Below are 17,308 nucleotides of genomic sequence, written 5' to 3'. Positions count from 1 at the left end.
CATGAGGCAGCCTTGGAAACTCAAAGAAGTCGTGCTTGCCTCCCTGTTCGGCGTCGTCTTCGGCCTCGTTTACCTTGTCGCCGTCCACTTCGGCAACATTTGGGCGGGGCTGATCGGGCCGATCGCCTATGAGTGGATGTTCGGCATCTGGTTTATCGTCTCCATCCTTGCGATGGCGATCATTCGTAAACCCGGAGCTGCGCTGCTTCCCGAAACGCTTGCCGCAATCATCGAAGTCATGCTCGGCAATGCGGTCGGCCCGCGCCTGATTTTGTCCGGGGTCATTCAGGGCCTCGGCGCGGAAGCGGCATTTGCCGCAACCCGCTACCGCCACTTTAACCTGGCAGTCATGATGCTTGCAGGTGCCGGTGCTGCGGTGTTCAGCTTTGTGTACGGCTACTTTGTCTCGGGCTATGCCGCGCTCGATCCGTCGTTCGTGCTTCTCATGTTCACACTTCGCGTGCTGAGCGGTGCCATCATTGCCGGGATCGGCGGCAAATATCTCGCTGATGGACTGTTGGCCACAGGTGCGCTCCGCGGTTATGCCATCTCGCGGACGAAACAGGGTGGGGCCGGTGCATAAACCGGTAGTCTCACTTGCTGACGTTTCATTCCGCTTTCCGGATGACCAGGAAAACACGCTGAACGGTCTGACGTTCACTATCCGACGAGGCGAGCGGGTCGTCATCAGCGGGCCGAGCGGCTGCGGCAAAAGCACCCTGCTTTACCTGCTGAACCGGCTTTATCCGCTTAACTGCGACGGCATCGTCGAAGGAGACATCCTGCTGTTCGGGAAACGGGCGGATGACTACCGGCCGGGTGAGATCAACCGGCTGATCGCGACCGTCTTCCAGGATCCGGACTCACAGTTCTGCATGACGACCGTCGAGGAGGAACTTGCCTTCACGCTGGAAAATCTTCGGGTTCCCCGCTCCGATATGGACCGAAAAATCGGAGACGTTCTGGCAATGACCGGCCTCACAGAATTCCGCCATTCGGTCATCCAGTCGCTGTCCGGCGGCCAGAAGCAACGGGTCGCGACCGCCTGCGCATTGATCGCGGAGCCGGAAGTCCTTCTTCTGGACGAGCCGCTCGCCCACCTTGACCCGCTGACCGCCAGGAATTTTGTCCGTTGGCTGGACGGGCTCCAGAAGCGGACCGGCCTGACGGTTGTCGCGGTTGAGCACCGGCTGGATCTGTGGGAGGGATTCTTCGAACGAGAGATTGCGCTTGGGCCAGACGGACAGATGATCGGGGATCATCCCGCCGATTCAAAAACTCCGGTTGCATTCCCAAAACGCGCCTCCGGCATGACCGGCAGACCTGCCCTCTCTGTTTCGGACCTGTCGGTTGATATCGGCGGAAAACAGCTACTAGCCCCTCTTTCATTCGAAGTTAGTGAAGGAGAGATCGCTGTTATCGCGGGGCCGAACGGGAGCGGGAAATCAACGCTCGCCAAGGCGCTTTGCGGCATTTACAAACACGGAGGAACCGTCCGGTCGCCCGGCAACGGCTACGTCCCCCAGTCGCCGGAATTCCTGTTTCTCACGAATTCCGTCCGGGACGAACTGACCTTCTCGGGCCTCGCCACGACAGAAACGCTGGACGACCTCGCCAAACGGCTGAAGCTGAAGCCTATCTGGGATGCCCATCCGTTCTCGGTCAGCCACGGCCAAAAACGCCGCGTCGCAATCGGTGCCATGCTCGCCGACAACCGTCCGGTCATTATCATGGACGAGCCGACTTCCGGACAGGACGCGTCCGGCCTGCAGGAACTGTTTTCTTTGATTGACGAGCGTTCGCGGGAAGGCATCACATTCCTGATCATCACCCATGACATGGAGTTTGCAGAGGGCGTTGCCGACTCGATTCTTCTAATAAAAGAAGGCCGGCTGACCGGGCATTTCAGTGCGGAGAATGTGTGGGAGGATCCGGCACTGCTGGACGCACACCACCTTCTCCCGCCGAAAGGAGCGGACCGCCGTGAGCCGGCTTTTGCATGACATGAACCCATCGGTCAAGTTCATCATCGTGACCGTCTCGATGCTCACGATGGCCTTCTTTTTCAATCCGTGGACACCGCTCCTATTCTGGCTCGGAATCCTCGTCCTGCAGGTGACGATGAGCCGGATCAACTGGAAGCTTTGGGCGCTCATGATGCTGCCCTTTACGCTCGGCGCGGTCGGCTACCTTTGGACGACACTCGTCTTCGGGGCGGACAGCGGCGGTGAAGTGATCGGATCATTTGCCGGCATCGATGTCACCGACAAGCAGTGGGCACATGCCTGGTCACTGACTTTCCGGGTCATGGCCTTCTCGACACTTTCGCTGCTGTTCGCTTTCACGACAAACCCGGTCACCTTCGTCATGAGCCTCATGCAGCAGCTGAAAATCCCGCCGAAGATCGCCTACGGCACGATGGTCGGCTACCAGTTCCTGCCCGTCCTTAAAGACGAACTCACCCAGATCCGTCAGGCCCAGCGCCTGCGCGGCATCGGCCAGGACCGGCACTGGTGGCAGCGGCTTGCCGGCACAAGAAGGTTGCTGATCCCGATGCTCGCCGGAGCCGTCCGGAAAGCCGAACGCGCAGCCTTCGCAATGGAAGCGAGGGGCTTCACCGGGGAGCGGCGAAAGGAATTTTATCAGCCGGTCCAAGTTTGCGGACGGGACTATGTGCTGGCCGGTGTTTTCTTGACGGTGCTCGTTGCAAGCTGCGCAGGAGGCGTCCTGCTTGGGAATTAACAGCAGAAACGGCGCCTGAAGCGCAGCCTTCGTCACCTGCACGTTCAAAGCCATCTTGAACGTCCTTCGCTTTTATGACATGATAGACCAGAACTTCATACCGACATGTGGGGGGACCGGTGTGGCCGGTTGAGAGTGCGCTCATTAGGCGCTGACCCTTTGAACCTGATCTGGTTAAGACCGGCGTAGGGAAACAATCTGCGAGACACCACCACTCGTCTTTTCCAGCGTGCCCGGCTTCTGCCCGGGCATGCTTTTTTGCCTGGCGCGGCAGCACCGCTCCCCCTGTCGGCAGAAAAACAACACAAGGGGGTACCATCATCATGAGAAAATGGCTCGGCATCGCCGCTATGGCGGCCCTTGTTCTGGGCGGCTGTTCTTCCGGGACAGCGGACCAGGACAAGGACACCGGCAAGAACGAACTGAAGAAAGTCACCATGGTCCTCGACTGGACGCCGAACACGAACCATACCGGCCTCTACGTCGCGCAGGAAAAAGGTTATTTCGAGGAGCAAGGACTCGATGTGGAAATTGTCATGCCCGGAGAAGCAGGCGCCAACCAACTGGTCGCTTCAAATGAAGCCGAATTCGGCATCAGCGCGCAGGAATCGCTTACGGAAGCCCGGGTCCAAGGCATTCCGATCGTTTCGGTGGCCGCGGTCATCCAGCACAATACATCCGGCTTCGCCTCTCCTGCAGAAAAGAACATCCGCTCCCCGAAAGACTATGAAGGGAAAACCTACGGCGGATGGGGAGCTCCCGTGGAAGAGGCGGTTTTGTCCACCCTGATGGAGGGCGACGGAGCCGATATCTCGAAACTTGAGTTCCTGAACATGGGCAACACCGACTTTTTCACCGCCGTGGAACGTGACGTGGATTTCGCCTGGATTTACTACGGCTGGGACGGAATCGAAGCGGAGCTCCGCGAGATCGACTTGAACATCCAATATCTGGCCGACTTTTCGGATGAACTCGACTACTATACGCCCGTCATGATCACAAGCGAGAAGCTGATCAATCAGGATCCGGATCTTGTGTCCGCTTTTGTCGCCGCGGCATCCAAAGGCTATGAATATTCGATTGATCATCCGGAGGAAGCGGCCGACATTCTGATCGGCGAAGTTCCGGAGCTTGACGAGGAACTTGTCCGTGCCAGCCAGAAATGGCTGTCCCCGAAATACCGGGACGATGCGGACCGTTGGGGAGAACAAAAGGAGTCGGTCTGGGCCGGCTATGCAAAGTGGATGCATGAACATGGCCTGATCGAAGAAGAACTCGATGTAGAGGCAGCGTTCACGAACGAATTCCTTCCGAAGGAGGAAAAATGATGGCAAATGCATTGCTGGGCATCCAGATCATCCCGAAAGTACCCGGGGGCAGAGATGTGATTCCTTATGTAGATGAAGCCATTTCCGTGATTGGCGCATCCGGCGTCCGCTATGAAGTCGGGCCGCTTGAGACCGTCATGGAAGGCGAGCTCGGCACGCTGCTCGACATCGTCAAACAGATGAACGAGAAGATGATCGAAGCCGGCTGTCCCGGTGTCCTTTCCCAATTGAAAATCTCCTACCGGCCGGAGGGGACGTCAATGGACGCGCTGACGGAGAAATACCGAGGATGAACCAGGCACTCCGCCAAAGCTGGAAGCCTGCGGCACTGATCGTTTTGCTGATGGCAGCTTGGGAAGCGGCCGTCCGTCTGTTCGACATGCCGGTCTGGCTCCTTCCTGCCCCGTCGGCGGTCTGGATGGAGCTGCTGAACGACTGGCCGGCCTACAGCGGCCATATCGGTTCGACGATCACCCTCGCCCTCGGCGGATTCCTGATCGGGAGCGCGGTCGGGCTGCTTGCGGCGACCGTGCTCCATCTCGTGCCCGGCTTCCGGGAAGCCCTTTACCCGCTGATGATTTTGACGCAGAACATTCCCGTGATTGTGCTCGCGCCGCTCCTGGTCATCTGGTTCGGTTTCGGGGCAGCACCCAAACTGCTGATCATCGCCCTCGTGTGCTTTTTCCCGATTGCCGTGTCCGTCCTTGACGGGTTCCGTCAGACAAGCGATGACCTCATGCATTATATGAAAATGGCAGGCGCCAGCCGGGGGCAGATTTTCCGCAAGCTGGAATGGCCCCACGCCCTCCCTTCCTTTTTTTCCGGGTTGAAAATCGCCGCGACCTACAGTGTGATGGGAGCCGTCATCACAGAATGGCTTGGCGCCAAAAAAGGAATCGGCGTATACATGACGCTCGCCTCTTCCTCGTTCAGGACGACGAATGTGTTTGTGGCGATTTTCCTCGTTATGGCGCTGAGCCTGCTGTTTTTCGGGATGATCCGTCTGATCGAAGACCGCACTGTCAGCTGGAAAACAAAAGGAAGGAGGGAGCGGAATGGCTGAACTGATCGTACACGATCTCCATAAGCAACTTGGGCAGACAAACGTGCTCGGAGGATTGTCTTTCCATGTGGAAGACGGGGAATTCGTCTCGATTCTCGGTCCTTCGGGAAGCGGGAAAAGCACCCTGTTTCAGCTGATTGGAGGCTTGATCGAGCCGGATGAAGGCGAGATCCGGCTGGGTGAACAACCGATCCGGGGCCGGCGCGGCATGATCAGCTATATGCCCCAGCGTCCGTCCCTTCTTCCGTGGCGGACCGTTCTGGACAATGTGCGGCTCGGCGCCGAAATCGCCGGTGTCCCGGATCCTTCAGCTGCACGAACTATGCTGGATAAGGCAGGCCTCGGCGGCTATGCGGACGCGTATCCCCATCAATTGTCCGGCGGCATGCAGCAGCGGGCAGCGTTTATCCGGAGTCTGCTCAGTCCCCAGGACTTTATCTGCCTGGATGAACCGTTCTCCGCCCTTGATGAGTTCACCCGGGCGGAGATGCAGCAATGGCTGCTTTCCCTGTGGGAAGAAAATCCGCGGTCGATTCTGTTTGTCACCCACAATATCGAAGAAGCGATCTACCTTTCCGACAGGATCCTGATCTTGACCGACAAACCGGCGCGGCTGCTTGCGGAATACACGGTCTCCTTCAATCGCCCGAGGACACCGGACCTGATCCTGTCCGAAGAATTCCTGGACATCCGAAGGCAGATCGCCCTGCAGCTGACGGCCCCGCACCGATAAGGAGTGACTTTCCGTGACCAAAGTAAAGCAAGAAAACATCGATGTCGCCCGGATCCGCGTCCATTCAGAAGAAATGGACCGCACCCGGGAAGTCCCGCAAAGCCTGCTGGACTATCTAATAGAAGAAAAGCTGTTTAAGCTCTTTGTACCGGAACAACTGGGCGGCCGCATGCTCGGTCTCCCCGAAGCGCTGAGCGTATTTCGCCAAGTTTCCCATGCGGACGGCAACGCCGGCTGGCTCACGACGATCGGCTCCGGCGGCGGCATGTTCGTCCCGAATATGACCGAAGAAACCGGACAGGAGCTGTTCAGCCCGGCATCTGCCGTCATTGCCGGGAGCGGCTTCCCCGCCGGCACAGCGGTGCCTGTCGAAGGCGGATACCGGGTCTCCGGTAAATGGAAATACTGCAGCGGCGCGCCGTATGCTTCCATGTTCACCGCCAACTGCATCATCGAAGGCACCGAAACCATCCGAAGCATGACCCTCATGCCGAACCAAGTGGAGGTGCTCGGTGACTGGAACGCATTTGGCCTCCGCGCCACCGGCAGCCACTCTATCCGGGTCACGGATGCATTCGTCCCGGAAACTCGCACCTTCAGTATTTTCGAACAGCAAAACGCATTTGCCGGTCCGGTCCACTCGTTTCCGTTCGTCGCCTTTTCGGTCGCTTCATTCACGGCAGTCTGCCTCGGCATCGCCGACCACTTCTACGAGGAAGCGCGATCACTCGCCGAGGAAAAATGGCCCGGAGCGGATCGGCAAGCCTTTGTCTTGGATGAACTTGAAGGGCATGAAAGCGAGCACGGCAAACAGGCCGCCCGCTTCGAATCAGCCGTTCGTGATGCATGGACACGTCACCTGGCAGGCGAAGCAATGACCGCCGAAGAAGAGCAGCGCCTGATCCGGACCGCCAAAACGGCGTCCGACACGGCGCGCTCCGGCGTCCATCACGCCATCCGTCACTTCGGCATGGATGCCGTCATGGAACAGTCACCGCTCAACCGCATCTTGCGGGACCTGTCGACCGCCGCTCAGCATACGTTTTTATTGCCTGAACCGGCCGACAATTAAATACGTTAGAAAAAGCATCCGGCAATGGGCTGCCGGATGCTTTTTTGTCCTTCTCATCTTCCCCCGACAAACACCTTCACCCGCCCGCTCCGGTCCATCGTCGCAAGCAGGACGTCCTGCAACTGCACATAGTGTTCTTCTTTCAGCACAGACAGCAGCCACGCTTCATCCTTTTCCGCCTGACGGAGTGCTTGTCGATCGATCTTTCCTTCCCTGACGACGACCTCCGGCAAGTCGAATGGCTCGGGCGCCATATTGAAATCACTCCGCGTCGGCCCCTGGTACTGCGGACTTTCGAAAAATGAAATAGTGCCATCAGGTTCCCATAGCGCCAGCGAGAGCTTCTGTAGATCCTCAATCTTCGCCTTCCGCGCTTCGGAAAGCAGATAATCGATGGAAATGCGGGCTTTTTTCAAGTTCGGATAAACAAGTTGTCCCCGATCGACCAGCGGTACCGGGCGGGGCAGGACAAAATTCCTGACGCGCCCGGATTTCAGCACGGCGAACACGCTTGCGGAATAGAGGATGGTGAGCGCGACCATCGTGATCATCGACCCCTTTAGGCCGAGCCCTTCATCGGACAGCGGATGCGCGATAATGTTTCCAATGGTAATGGCGACCGCAAAATCCAGAAGACTCAGCTGCGAGATCGACCGCTGCCCCATCGCCTTGACCACAATCAGCAGGAAAATATATGAGACGACCGCCCGCAAAATCCATTGCATGGCGGTCAGCGTTTCCTGGGCATGAAAAAACTCCACCGGCTCCGCTCCTCTCGGCTGTTTGATGCCAGTGTGCCCAATGGCAACGGCGGATTACACCTCATTTGCCGAGCACGCATAGGATTCTATGCGCGGTTCCAAGGATTCTATGCGCGTTCGCGGCGATTCTATGCGCGCTCCCAACGAGAAAAAGGGAAGGCGCGAGCCACGCCTTCCTCCTCAATCATAAAACCAGCAGATACGGTGTCTCGATATATTTTACCAGTGCAGTCAGGAAGGCCGCCGCTAAGGCACCGTCGACAATCTGATGGTCGAAAGTGAGGCTCAGCGGGATCTTTTTGACCTGCTTCACGGAGCCATCTTCCGAAAGTGCAAGCTCGTCCTGGAGCGCTCCGACACCAAGGATGCCGGTTTCCGGCGGATTGAGGATTGGCGTGAAATACTCAACACCGCTCGCCCCAAGATTTGTGATGGTGAATGTGGAGCCGGCTAGCAAGGATGGGGACGCCGCGCCGCTTCTGGCCTGTTCGGTTGCTTCCCGAATGTCTTCTGCCAGCGCGCCGATTGTTCTCTGGTGCGCATCCCGTATGACCGGAACAACCAGTCCGTGATCAAGAGACGTGGCGATGCCCAGATGAACTTCGTCATGCTCCGTCAGCTTGCCATCCCGGTAGGTGGCGTTTAAGGATTTAACCTCCTGCAGGGCAAGGACGGCTGCCCTTGCCAGCAATACGGTGAGGGTGAGCTTGGTATCATATCCTGCATTGACAAGCTCCCGCTTTAGCGTCTGCTGGAACTCAATGAGCGCGTTGCCATCGGCTTTTCGGTGCAACGTAAGCTGGGCGGTTTCGGCAAGGCTTCTCCGCATGTTTTTTGCAATCGCCTTGCGCATTGGGGATAGTCCTTCGCCCACTCCAGCCTCTGCCGCCGGCTGTGGGGCTATAGCCTGCCCGGAGGCAAGCGATGCCCTTTCTTGGATTGCGGACTCCGCCTCTGCAAGGATGCCGGTCGCCTCTCTTTGCACAAGCGCCCGCTCGACATCCCTTTTAGTGATCCGTCCGTTGCCTCCGCTTCCTTCTATTGAATGCAAATCGACTCCCTCGGCCTCTGCAATTCGCCTTGCAAGCGGCGTGACGAAGATCCGGTCACTTTCCGGGCGCGTGCTCGTCTCCTTCGGTGCCTGTTCAGCAGATACAACTGAATGTTCAGGTTCGGCTGGCATGACAGCTGCCGGCTCCTTTGCAGACCGAACCTCAGGAATAGGGGCCGCTCCTTCTTCCCCAATAACGGCCAGCACTTCCCCGACCGGCAACAAGCTGTCTGTGTCACCGCGCTTTTCCAGCAGGATGCCGGATTCCGGTGCTTCGATGTCCTGTGTCAGCTTGTCGGAGCTGATCATGAGGATCGGCTCCCCCTTTTCCACAGGATCGCCCACGTCTTTATACCATTCCGTTATGGTTCCTTCGGTCATGGTCATCCCTAGTTTTGGCATAACAATCTGTCCGCTCATTCCACCCGCCTCCTCATGCCAGCGATAGTGCTTTCTTCAGATCTGCGATGATTTCGTCCGCTACACGGAGCACTTTTTCAGCGTCCGGAATATAGGCCCGTTCGAGGTTTGCCGCAAACGGAACCGGCGTATTTGGTGCACAGACGGTCTTGATCGGGCCATCCAGATAATCAAAGGCCTTGTCGGCAACGACTGCCGCGATGTCCGTTGCGGTATTATTGTGAGGGTTCGACTCGTCAATGACGATCAGGCGGCCCGTTTTCTTCACCGACTCGATTACCGTCTTCTGATCCCAAGGCGCGATTGTGCGCAGGTCGATGACTTCTACTTCCACGCCGTCCGGCTGCAGGCGATCTGCTACTTCCTGTGCGACCTGTACCATCTTGCCGATAGCGACGATCGTCAGGTCCGATCCCTCGCGAACGACATTCGCCTTGCCGATTTCGACCGTGTAATATTCTTCCGGCACATGACCCTTCAGGCCGTACAGCATTTTATCTTCAGAGAAGACGACTGTGTTGTTTTCTTCGATCGCTGCCAGCATCAGGCCTTTCGCGTCATACGGGTTGGACGGCACGACGACTTTGACACCTGGGATCGCCCCGAACATTCCGTATAATGTCTGGGAGTGCTGTGCCGCTGCCCCGGCACCCGCTCCGTGCACCGTCCGAACAGTAAGTGGGATTTTCGCCTTGCCGCCGAACATATACCGCATCTTGGCGGCCTGGTTCAGGATCGGATCAAGGGCGAAGCCGACAAAGTCGTTGAACATCAGCTCAGCAATTGGACGCAGCCCCGTTGCCGCGGCACCGACTGCCGCGCTGAAGTAACCGTGTTCCGCAATAGGGGTGTCGATGACTCGCCCCCGGCCGAACTCCGTGACAAGCCCTTTCGACAGCCCGAATACACCGCCAAAAGCATCATCATGCCTTCCGTCATCCTGGACGAGGTGGTCGACTTCCGCTCCGCCGGCCACATCCGTGCCGATCAGGATCACTGTGTCGTCCTTTTTCATCGCCTGGAACATCGCTTCGTTGATTGCCGTCATAAATGTAACTTTACGTTCTGCCATCGGTTTCTCCCCCTTTTCTTATGCGAAAATATCCGTGTACAGTTCGGACTCATCAGGAAGCGGGCTTGCTTCCCCGAAAGCGGTAGCTTCTTCGATCGTCTTCTTGGCCTGCGCCTCAATTTCATCCGCTTGATCGGCGGTCATCCAGTTGTTCTCGATCGCTTTCTGGCGGAATTCCACAATCGGGTCGCGATCCTTGTTCGGGTCCTGGTCGGTTTTGTATTTTTGCTCATCTCCTTCGAAGTGGCCGTACTGTCGGTACGTATCGCACTCGATCAGCGTCGGGCCTTCGCCGGCCTTCGCGCGCTTGATCGCTTCCTTTGTCGCCTCATATACAGCCACTGCGTCCATGCCGTCGATCCGGACGCCCGGCATATTATAAGCGGATGCCCGCTCGGCAACCGTTTCGGACGCGGACGCATAACGGAACGGCGTGCCCTCTCCGAACTGGTTGTTTTCACAGACGAAGATCACCGGAAGATCCAAGATAGACGCAAGGTTCAGGCCTTCGTGGAAGACCCCTTCGTTCGACGCCCCGTCACCGAAGAAGCAGACCGCCACCTGGTCGCGGCCGAGCGTCTTGATGGTCAGTGCGGCCCCCGCCGCAAGGCCGAATCCTCCGCCGACAATCCCGTTCGCGCCAAGCATGCCCTTGTCGACATCGGCGACGTGCATGGAGCCTCCCTTGCCGCCGCCAAGGCCGTCTTTTTTGCCCATGATTTCCGCCATCATCCGGTTGATGTCGCAGCCTTTTGCAATCGCGTGGCCGTGGCCGCGGTGAGTGCTCGTAATGTAATCCTCGTCATCAAGCTGCGCCATGACTCCCGTTGCGACGGCTTCTTCGCCTGCATAGAGGTGGACAAATCCGGGGATGAGGCCTTTGCCGAATTGTACGCGGACCTCTTCTTCGAATTGGCGGATTTCGTTCATCTTCTGGTAAATCCATAATGCAGTCTTCTGATCCATGGGTGTTTCCTCCTTTGTGGTACTTTAAAGTGTATTGATTTCCGTTACCGACGGACGCTTTCCGCGAGCTTGGGCTTGGCCTTAGCCGGCGCCAGTACGCAGACTGGCGTCTGTGTGCAAAAGCGAAGCGGAAGGTTTCCTGCGAGCAAAAGCGTTAGCGTTGCAGAGCATTGCGCGGCATCCATGGGGTCTTCGGCTCTAGCTATTCCCGCAGGAGCCGCCGCCCTCCACTCCAATCAAAAGCTTTTCCTCAAGGTGATTTATTGATGGATGGCCAGTTCAAAAAATGCTTCGGCGCTTTCTCCGATTGCTTCCGATACCGAAGGGTGGGCCCGGACAAAGCCGGCCAGTTCATGCATGGTACCTTCCAAGCCTTTGACCGCCAGCACTTCCTGGATCATTTCTGTGGCATTCGGTGCGACGATGACAGCTCCCAATATTTCTCCGTAGGCCGTGTCGGAGATCAGCTTGATGAAGCCCTCCGTCTCTCCCATGGCAAGGGCCTTCCCGTTCCCCGACAGCGGGGATACCTTCACCCTCACCTGATAACCTTTGGCTTGCGCCACCTCCTCACTCAGGCCGAACGAAGCTATCTCGGGCTGGGTGTAGACACAGCGCGGAATGGAAGCTGGATCAAGCGGCCTTGGATCTTCGCCTGCGATGGCACTGGCGGCGACCAGTCCTTCCGCACTTGCCGCGTGGGCCAATTGATAGCCGCCGATCATGTCGCCGATCGCATAGATATGTGGCCTGCTCGTCTCATAGAACTCATTGACCTTTACATAGCGCCCCGAGCGATCCATGTTCAGGTCAAGTTCCCCGGCTGCATCCAGATTGGGGACTCTTCCGGTCGCAACTAAAAGCCGGTCGAATAGATAGGTCTCATCCCCTGCAGTGACGCTCTCGTTTGTGACGTTGGAGATGATTGCCTTCGTGACCACTTGCACGCCCAGATCATCCAGCCGCTTTTTGATGATCTCCCTGGCGTCCGGATCCTCTGTAGACAGGATGTCGTCCGCCACTTCAAGGATCGTCACATCCGACCCGAGCGGAGCGACGGCGAAGGCGAGCTCGATGGCGATCACGCCGCCACCGATGATGACAAGTTTCCCGGGGAGCTTCTGCAGTTCGAAGAATGTATCAGTCGTCAGATAGTCGGCCTGGTCCAGCCCCGGAATGGGCGGAACAAACGGCCTGCTGCCGGTCGCCAGAATGATGTCCTTCGCGCGGAGTTGCTTGGCGCCGGCCGTGACGACGAGGTCGTTGCTGACCGTAGCGGTTCCCTCGAAGAGCGTGATCCGGTTCTTCTTGATGAGGTAACCGATGCCGTTCTTTAACGTGTCGACCACCCGATCCTTCCGCTTCATCAGCTTTGTAAAATCGATGGTCATTTCTCCGGTCTGGATGCCCCATTCATTCGCCTTCCGGATCTCCTGGACAAGCTCGCTGTGCCGGAGCAGGGATTTGGACGGGATACAACCGACATTCAGGCAAGTGCCCCCCAACTTCCCCTTTTCTACCAGGGCCACCTTTTTCCCAAGCTGTGCTGCGCGGATTGCCGCGACGTAACCGCCGGGCCCCGCTCCGATTACTGCTAAATCATACGTTTCCAACAAACCTGCATCACCTTGCTTTCGACGTGTGGTGATTCCGCCTGGCTGATCGATTCTGCCTGAGCGGCTCATTTTAAGAGATTTGCAAGAAGTGTGCCAAGGTGATGTTTAAAGCGGAAAAAGTTTGGGAAGGTTGGTTTGACTGTGTTTGTGAGCGAGGTAAGATTGATAGGAATAACCTTACAAGTGTCTCACTGAGACGAAAATGTGTCTCAGCGTCTCAACTATATAAACTAAAGAAGTTAACATCGGAAGTGTAAATATGGCAGTGGAGCCCGGCACGCATCAAGCGTTCCGGCACCACTGCCATTGATCATGTGAGTTGATATTTCTTCATTCTGCGGTACATCGTCGCACGCGAGATGCCTAAGCGGATCGCCGCATGCGAAACCACTCCATCTTCCGCCTGCAACGCATCCAGCAGGCGAGCTTTCTCCGACTGCGGAGCGGAAGCCGATATCTCGGCAGGCAGATGAGACGGGCAAAGCGTCTCCCCATCCATGGTGAACAGTGCCTGCTGGATGACGTTTTTCAGTTCACGGACATTGCCTGGCCAGTGATAGTCCATGAGACATTTTATCGTTTCGGGCAAGACACGGACTTGACGCTTGCCGAACTGCCCGGCATTTTCCTCGATGAACCTGCGGCTCAATTCAGGTATATCTTCTATTCGTTCACGAAGAGGGGGTAGCGTCAGTTGGATAATCTTAAGGCGATACAGAAGGTCCTCCCTGAAGGTCCCCTCTTCGACGGCCCGCTTCAGATCACGGTGTGTACCGGCGATGACCCGGACATCAACCGGAATCGCCCGCTCACCGCCGATCCGTCTCACTTCCCGTTCCTCTAAGATTCGGAGCAGATGCACCTGGGATTCCAGCGGCATGTCCCCGATTTCATCGAGGAAGATCGTACCGCCCTCCGCCATTTCAAACTTTCCCGGACTGCCTTTTGATTTTGCGCCCGTGAACGAGCCAGCTTCGTAACCCGACAGTTCACTCTCTAGCAGGCCCGGCGGAATGGCGCCGCAGTTGATGGCGACAAACGGCTTGTTCCGCCTGCTGCCTGCACGGTGAATGGCCTGTGCGAATACTTCTTTCCCCGTGCCGGTCTCGCCCGACAGGAAGAGCGTCGCGTCAATGGCCGCCGCCTTTTTCGCCTGGTTGATCACCTGCACCATCGGGGTCGATGAACCGATGACATGCGCGAAGGCAGCATCATCGGATGATGCAGTGGACCGCCGCTTCTTTTGTCCGGGCAGATCCGGCGATTGCCTAAGGAAAACAACGGCACCCAGGCCGATTTCCTGGAAAGTGAGGGGATAGATTGAACAGCGATAGATATGCGATTTATGCCGGATACTTTCATTCTGTATTTTTTGTCCTGTCAGCATGGATTGTTCAAGCAGGGAATCCAGCCCTTTGATCAAACCGGCACCGGAAATTCCCGAAAGTGAGGGATGAACAGCGGCAGCCTTATTCCGGTTGATGATCTCCTTTTGGCTGTCCACGACGAACACTGCATCTTCTGTGCCATCCAGTGCCGCAGTCAGAAAGAGGTTTTCACGGATGGCATCTTCGTAAAGCCGGGCATGGATGGAGCCCGACAGATTTTTCGCTTCCGAGACAAGCAGTTTTAATGTATGCGGATGCAGATTCAGATTGCAGCCGGCGACATTAACAATCCCGACCAATTCTTTCGTGAAAGGCGCAAGGATCGGGCTCGCCATGCAGTACCACTCATGGTTCTTCTCGCAGAAATGCTCCGAGAAAAACACCTGTGCAGGCGCCTTCGTCTTCAAGGCCACCCCAACCGCATTCGTCCCTGCCGAGCTCTCGCTCCACGTCCCGCCCTCGAAAATATTCAGCACCTCAGCCCGCTTTAACGTGGAGCGGTCGCCGAAAGAATCCAATATAGTCCCATGCCTGTCGGTGACGCATAGCATTGTCCCCGATTCATTCAATAAATCGTTTAAATCCGTAATCTGCGGAGATGCGTAAGAAAGAAGCTGTTCATTCTGCCGGATGCGATGATCCAGTTCATGCGGGGAGATGATCTCCTCGATCTTCTGCTGAAACGGATCGACACCCAGGCTCTTCGAATGCTCCCACGATTCAAGAATCTCATGGCGGATCGGCTCATCCGGAAATCGGCCCAAATCGGTATAGCGCTTCCAGACCTCTTTGATCGATAGGTTAAATTCCATAGGTTCGGCAATTGCCTTTTGCAGTAGCTGATTCATCCGACTCCTCCTGATTCCCTATGTAAGTCCCATTAGCGAATGCAGATCTCCCCGACACGAAACAACAGAATATTAAAACAAATACATTCGATTAATCAGTTTCTACATGGTCATCGTGAACACCTGCCTGTCGACCGGAGAAGGGTGCTTTGGACCCCTTCCTTTTTCGTCGATAAGTCCCCGTGTAGAGTCACTTAACCTTCTTTCTACTTTTTTCAAGACAAAAAGAAAAGAAGGCTCAATTCAGCCCTCTCCTCAGTAAGATCAGTTATTAATATACTTCTCAAACACCGCGCCGAAGTCTTTCTCATGGTACTTGGCACGGGCCTGCTGCATCCAGTTAAAGCCAAACTCGGTCAGCTTCTCGTACTGCTCGGAAAGCTGAACCTCCGCGGGACGGGTGTTGTGGAGCACCTGGACAGCCCGGTCAAGACTCTGTGTGGCCATATCCATCTGAATGCTGTTCTCGTGTGTCACTTCGGCGATGTAGACAAGCGCCTTATAAAGGTCTTTCAGCTGATCCAGCTGCTTTTTATCGACGTCGATGCTGTAGGCCTGGTTACCCAGCGTGAACTTGATCTCGACATCAAGGTCCACTTTCCCCGCGGTCTCAAGCGTGACATCCCCAAACTTGTATTGCGAGTACGGATAGCGCTTCAGCGTCCGCTTGGAAGACACGGCGGTGTCCCCGTCCACATGGATGAACGCGATATTGGTGAAGCAGTACTCGTCCGCCTTCGTCTTAATCAGGAAATAGATTTTCTCGTTGTCTTCATGGCGGATGTAATCATCAGCGTCGGTCTTGTCATAGTCCGCCGGCCCGATGATTTTCCCGATATCCGACAGCCCGAGCGCGTCGGAAGCGATTTTTTTGAGCATGGCGCAGCCCCTCTTCCTCTATTTGGATTTTCCTTAATTATAGCATTTCATGAGAGGGAAACCAGACAGTAAATGGAATTTTTCCACCGGCATGCCCATCACCCATTCACTGCCGCTCCCCGCAACGGATGGTAAGCACTCAGATCCATCCCGGCCTCCTCACCCGTCGCAAGGCAGGCGGCAAGATACCCGACATATGGCCCCATCATCAGACCAGACGGCCCGAGCCCGGTCGCGACAGTGACTTGTCCAACTTCATCAAGCTTCCCTAACAGCGGAAGAGAATCCTCACCCATCGGACGGAAGCCGATCCGGACTTCCTTGAGCGTGCCCTGCGAGAGTCCGGGGGCGATCCGGAGCGCTTCACCTGTGACTTCATGCACCCCGCCGACTGTCTGGCGGTAATCAAATCCGGAACCGGTCTCCCTTGTTGCGCCCGCCACCACGCGAGAGTCGTCAAACGCCAGCATGTAGTGGCTGCTCTGCGGCAGGACGACCGGCCAGTCCGACGTGTCTTCACCCTGCACATCAATATGAAGGATCTGGCCCCGTTGCGGCTGTACGTTCACCTGCACACCGATCGGCTCCAAGAGCTCCGGCACCCAGGCGCCTGCGGTGACAATCACTTGGTCAGCATTGATGACTTCGTCACCTACTGAAACGCCCGTCATCTTGTCACCATCTGAAATCAGACTTGCTTCTCCTTCTATAATGCGCGCCCCATTTTTCTTTGCGGCCCGCACCATCGCCTTTCGCAGCAGCCGGCCGTCTATCCTGGCCGCGCCCGATACGTAGACGGATTCGAGTTCCTCATTTAATGGAGGGAACCTGCGCCGGGTCTCCTTGGCATCCAGTCTCAGTACTTCTCCCAATTCAGGAGCATCTGGCTGCTTGGCCCGGACTGCCTCTTCAATCCGGTCCAGTTCCTCCGGCCGGTCGCTCACACAAAGCGCACCGACCTGCTTGTAACTGGTCTGGCTTTCTCCGTCCTCTTCAAGATGCCGGACCAGTTCCGGATAAAACTTCGCCCCCTCTTTCGCCAGCCGGTACCAATCCGGGTTCCCGACATGGGACACCCATGGACAGATGATTCCCGCTCCCGCAAGTGTCGCCTTCCCGTCCTGCTCCTTGTCGATCAGAATCACTTCAGTATCCGCCCGCCTGCTCAAGTGATAGGCCGCGCTTGCCCCGACGATTCCCGCTCCGATAACTGCCACTCTCATTCGCTCACTCGCCCTTCTAAACTCCTTTGTGCTCAGTATATAGATAACTGAATATTGGTTAAAGTGTTTAATTGCTTCCAAGCATTGCGAGAATGCCCGCCTCCCGGCACGAGTAATCCTTTTCGAAGCACTCGGGGAAGATTTGG

Annotated in this window: 16 protein-coding genes and 1 riboswitch; of the genes, 8 read left to right on the top strand and 8 right to left on the bottom strand. The window is 56.6% G+C overall.

What is annotated here, in order from left to right:
* The first annotated feature begins 1 nt into the window (after window position 1).
* The 8 genes from KHA84_RS06235 (at window position 2) to KHA84_RS15570 (ending at window position 6,938) form a co-directional block, all read left to right on the top strand.
* Window positions 2-583 (top strand): ECF transporter S component, encoded by a 582-nt coding sequence (locus KHA84_RS06235; RefSeq protein WP_213422667.1) that lies wholly within the window; start codon window positions 2-4, stop codon window positions 581-583.
* On the top strand, window positions 576-2,003 hold the full coding sequence (locus tag KHA84_RS06230; RefSeq protein ID WP_213422666.1) for an ABC transporter ATP-binding protein: 1,428 nt from the start codon (window positions 576-578) through the stop codon (window positions 2,001-2,003). The genes KHA84_RS06235 and KHA84_RS06230 overlap by 8 nt, the downstream gene beginning before the upstream one ends.
* The gene (locus KHA84_RS06225; RefSeq protein ID WP_213422665.1) at window positions 1,984-2,742 is read left to right on the top strand and encodes an energy-coupling factor transporter transmembrane component T family protein; all 759 of its coding nucleotides are present in this window, start codon (window positions 1,984-1,986) and stop codon (window positions 2,740-2,742) included. The genes KHA84_RS06230 and KHA84_RS06225 overlap by 20 nt, the downstream gene beginning before the upstream one ends.
* Window positions 2,743-2,841: 99 nt before the next feature.
* Window positions 2,842-2,952, top strand: a riboswitch (TPP riboswitch).
* Between the two features lie 113 nt (window positions 2,953-3,065).
* Window positions 3,066-4,070, top strand: coding sequence for an ABC transporter substrate-binding protein (locus tag KHA84_RS06220; protein WP_213422664.1), 1,005 nt, complete (start codon window positions 3,066-3,068; stop codon window positions 4,068-4,070).
* On the top strand, window positions 4,070-4,363 hold the full coding sequence (locus tag KHA84_RS06215) for a thiamine-binding protein (protein ID WP_213422663.1): 294 nt from the start codon (window positions 4,070-4,072) through the stop codon (window positions 4,361-4,363). The genes KHA84_RS06220 and KHA84_RS06215 overlap by 1 nt, the downstream gene beginning before the upstream one ends.
* Complete coding sequence (locus KHA84_RS06210) at window positions 4,360-5,133, top strand: ABC transporter permease (RefSeq protein WP_213422662.1); 774 nt, start codon at window positions 4,360-4,362, stop codon at window positions 5,131-5,133. Before KHA84_RS06215 ends, KHA84_RS06210 begins: the two co-directional genes overlap by 4 nt.
* Window positions 5,126-5,866 carry an ABC transporter ATP-binding protein gene (locus KHA84_RS06205; protein ID WP_213422661.1) on the top strand — a complete coding sequence of 247 codons (741 nt, stop codon included), beginning with the start codon at window positions 5,126-5,128 and terminating at the stop codon, window positions 5,864-5,866. The genes KHA84_RS06210 and KHA84_RS06205 overlap by 8 nt, the downstream gene beginning before the upstream one ends.
* Before the next feature lie 13 nt (window positions 5,867-5,879).
* Complete coding sequence (locus tag KHA84_RS15570) at window positions 5,880-6,938, top strand: acyl-CoA dehydrogenase family protein (protein ID WP_213422660.1); 1,059 nt, start codon at window positions 5,880-5,882, stop codon at window positions 6,936-6,938.
* Window positions 6,939-6,991: 53 nt separating this feature from the next.
* Here KHA84_RS15570 and KHA84_RS06195 read toward each other — a convergent pair whose 3' ends face one another.
* From KHA84_RS06195 to KHA84_RS06160, 8 genes are all read right to left on the bottom strand, one after another.
* Entirely contained in the window at window positions 6,992-7,699 is a 708-nt protein-coding gene (locus tag KHA84_RS06195) for a DUF421 domain-containing protein (RefSeq protein WP_213422659.1), read from the bottom strand.
* Between the two features lie 184 nt (window positions 7,700-7,883).
* The gene (locus tag KHA84_RS06190) at window positions 7,884-9,170 is read right to left on the bottom strand and encodes a dihydrolipoamide acetyltransferase family protein (protein ID WP_213422658.1); all 1,287 of its coding nucleotides are present in this window, start codon (window positions 9,168-9,170) and stop codon (window positions 7,884-7,886) included.
* A 13-nt stretch (window positions 9,171-9,183) separates the two neighbouring features.
* Window positions 9,184-10,242, bottom strand: coding sequence for an alpha-ketoacid dehydrogenase subunit beta (locus KHA84_RS06185; RefSeq protein ID WP_213422657.1), 1,059 nt, complete (start codon window positions 10,240-10,242; stop codon window positions 9,184-9,186).
* Between the two features lie 18 nt (window positions 10,243-10,260).
* Window positions 10,261-11,208 carry a thiamine pyrophosphate-dependent dehydrogenase E1 component subunit alpha gene (locus tag KHA84_RS06180; protein WP_213422656.1) on the bottom strand — a complete coding sequence of 316 codons (948 nt, stop codon included), beginning with the start codon at window positions 11,206-11,208 and terminating at the stop codon, window positions 10,261-10,263.
* 260 nt (window positions 11,209-11,468) lie between these two features.
* On the bottom strand, window positions 11,469-12,824 hold the full coding sequence (gene lpdA / locus KHA84_RS06175; RefSeq protein ID WP_213422655.1) for a dihydrolipoyl dehydrogenase: 1,356 nt from the start codon (window positions 12,822-12,824) through the stop codon (window positions 11,469-11,471).
* Window positions 12,825-13,134: 310 nt separating this feature from the next.
* On the bottom strand, window positions 13,135-15,060 hold the full coding sequence (locus tag KHA84_RS06170; RefSeq protein ID WP_213422654.1) for a sigma-54-dependent Fis family transcriptional regulator: 1,926 nt from the start codon (window positions 15,058-15,060) through the stop codon (window positions 13,135-13,137).
* 264 nt (window positions 15,061-15,324) lie between these two features.
* A complete protein-coding gene (locus KHA84_RS06165; protein ID WP_213422653.1) occupies window positions 15,325-15,939 on the bottom strand; it encodes a PH domain-containing protein in 615 nt (204 codons plus the stop codon).
* A 98-nt stretch (window positions 15,940-16,037) separates the two neighbouring features.
* Entirely contained in the window at window positions 16,038-17,162 is a 1,125-nt protein-coding gene (locus KHA84_RS06160; protein WP_213422652.1) for an NAD(P)/FAD-dependent oxidoreductase, read from the bottom strand.
* Window positions 17,163-17,308: the final 146 nt, after the last annotated feature.

It is taken from the genome of Bhargavaea massiliensis (genome assembly GCF_018390575.1).
GTDB lineage: Bacteria > Bacillota > Bacilli > Bacillales_A > Planococcaceae > Bhargavaea > Bhargavaea massiliensis.
The sequence above is the reverse complement of the archived record's forward strand: the minus strand, read 5'-3'. Positions and strand labels throughout refer to the sequence as shown.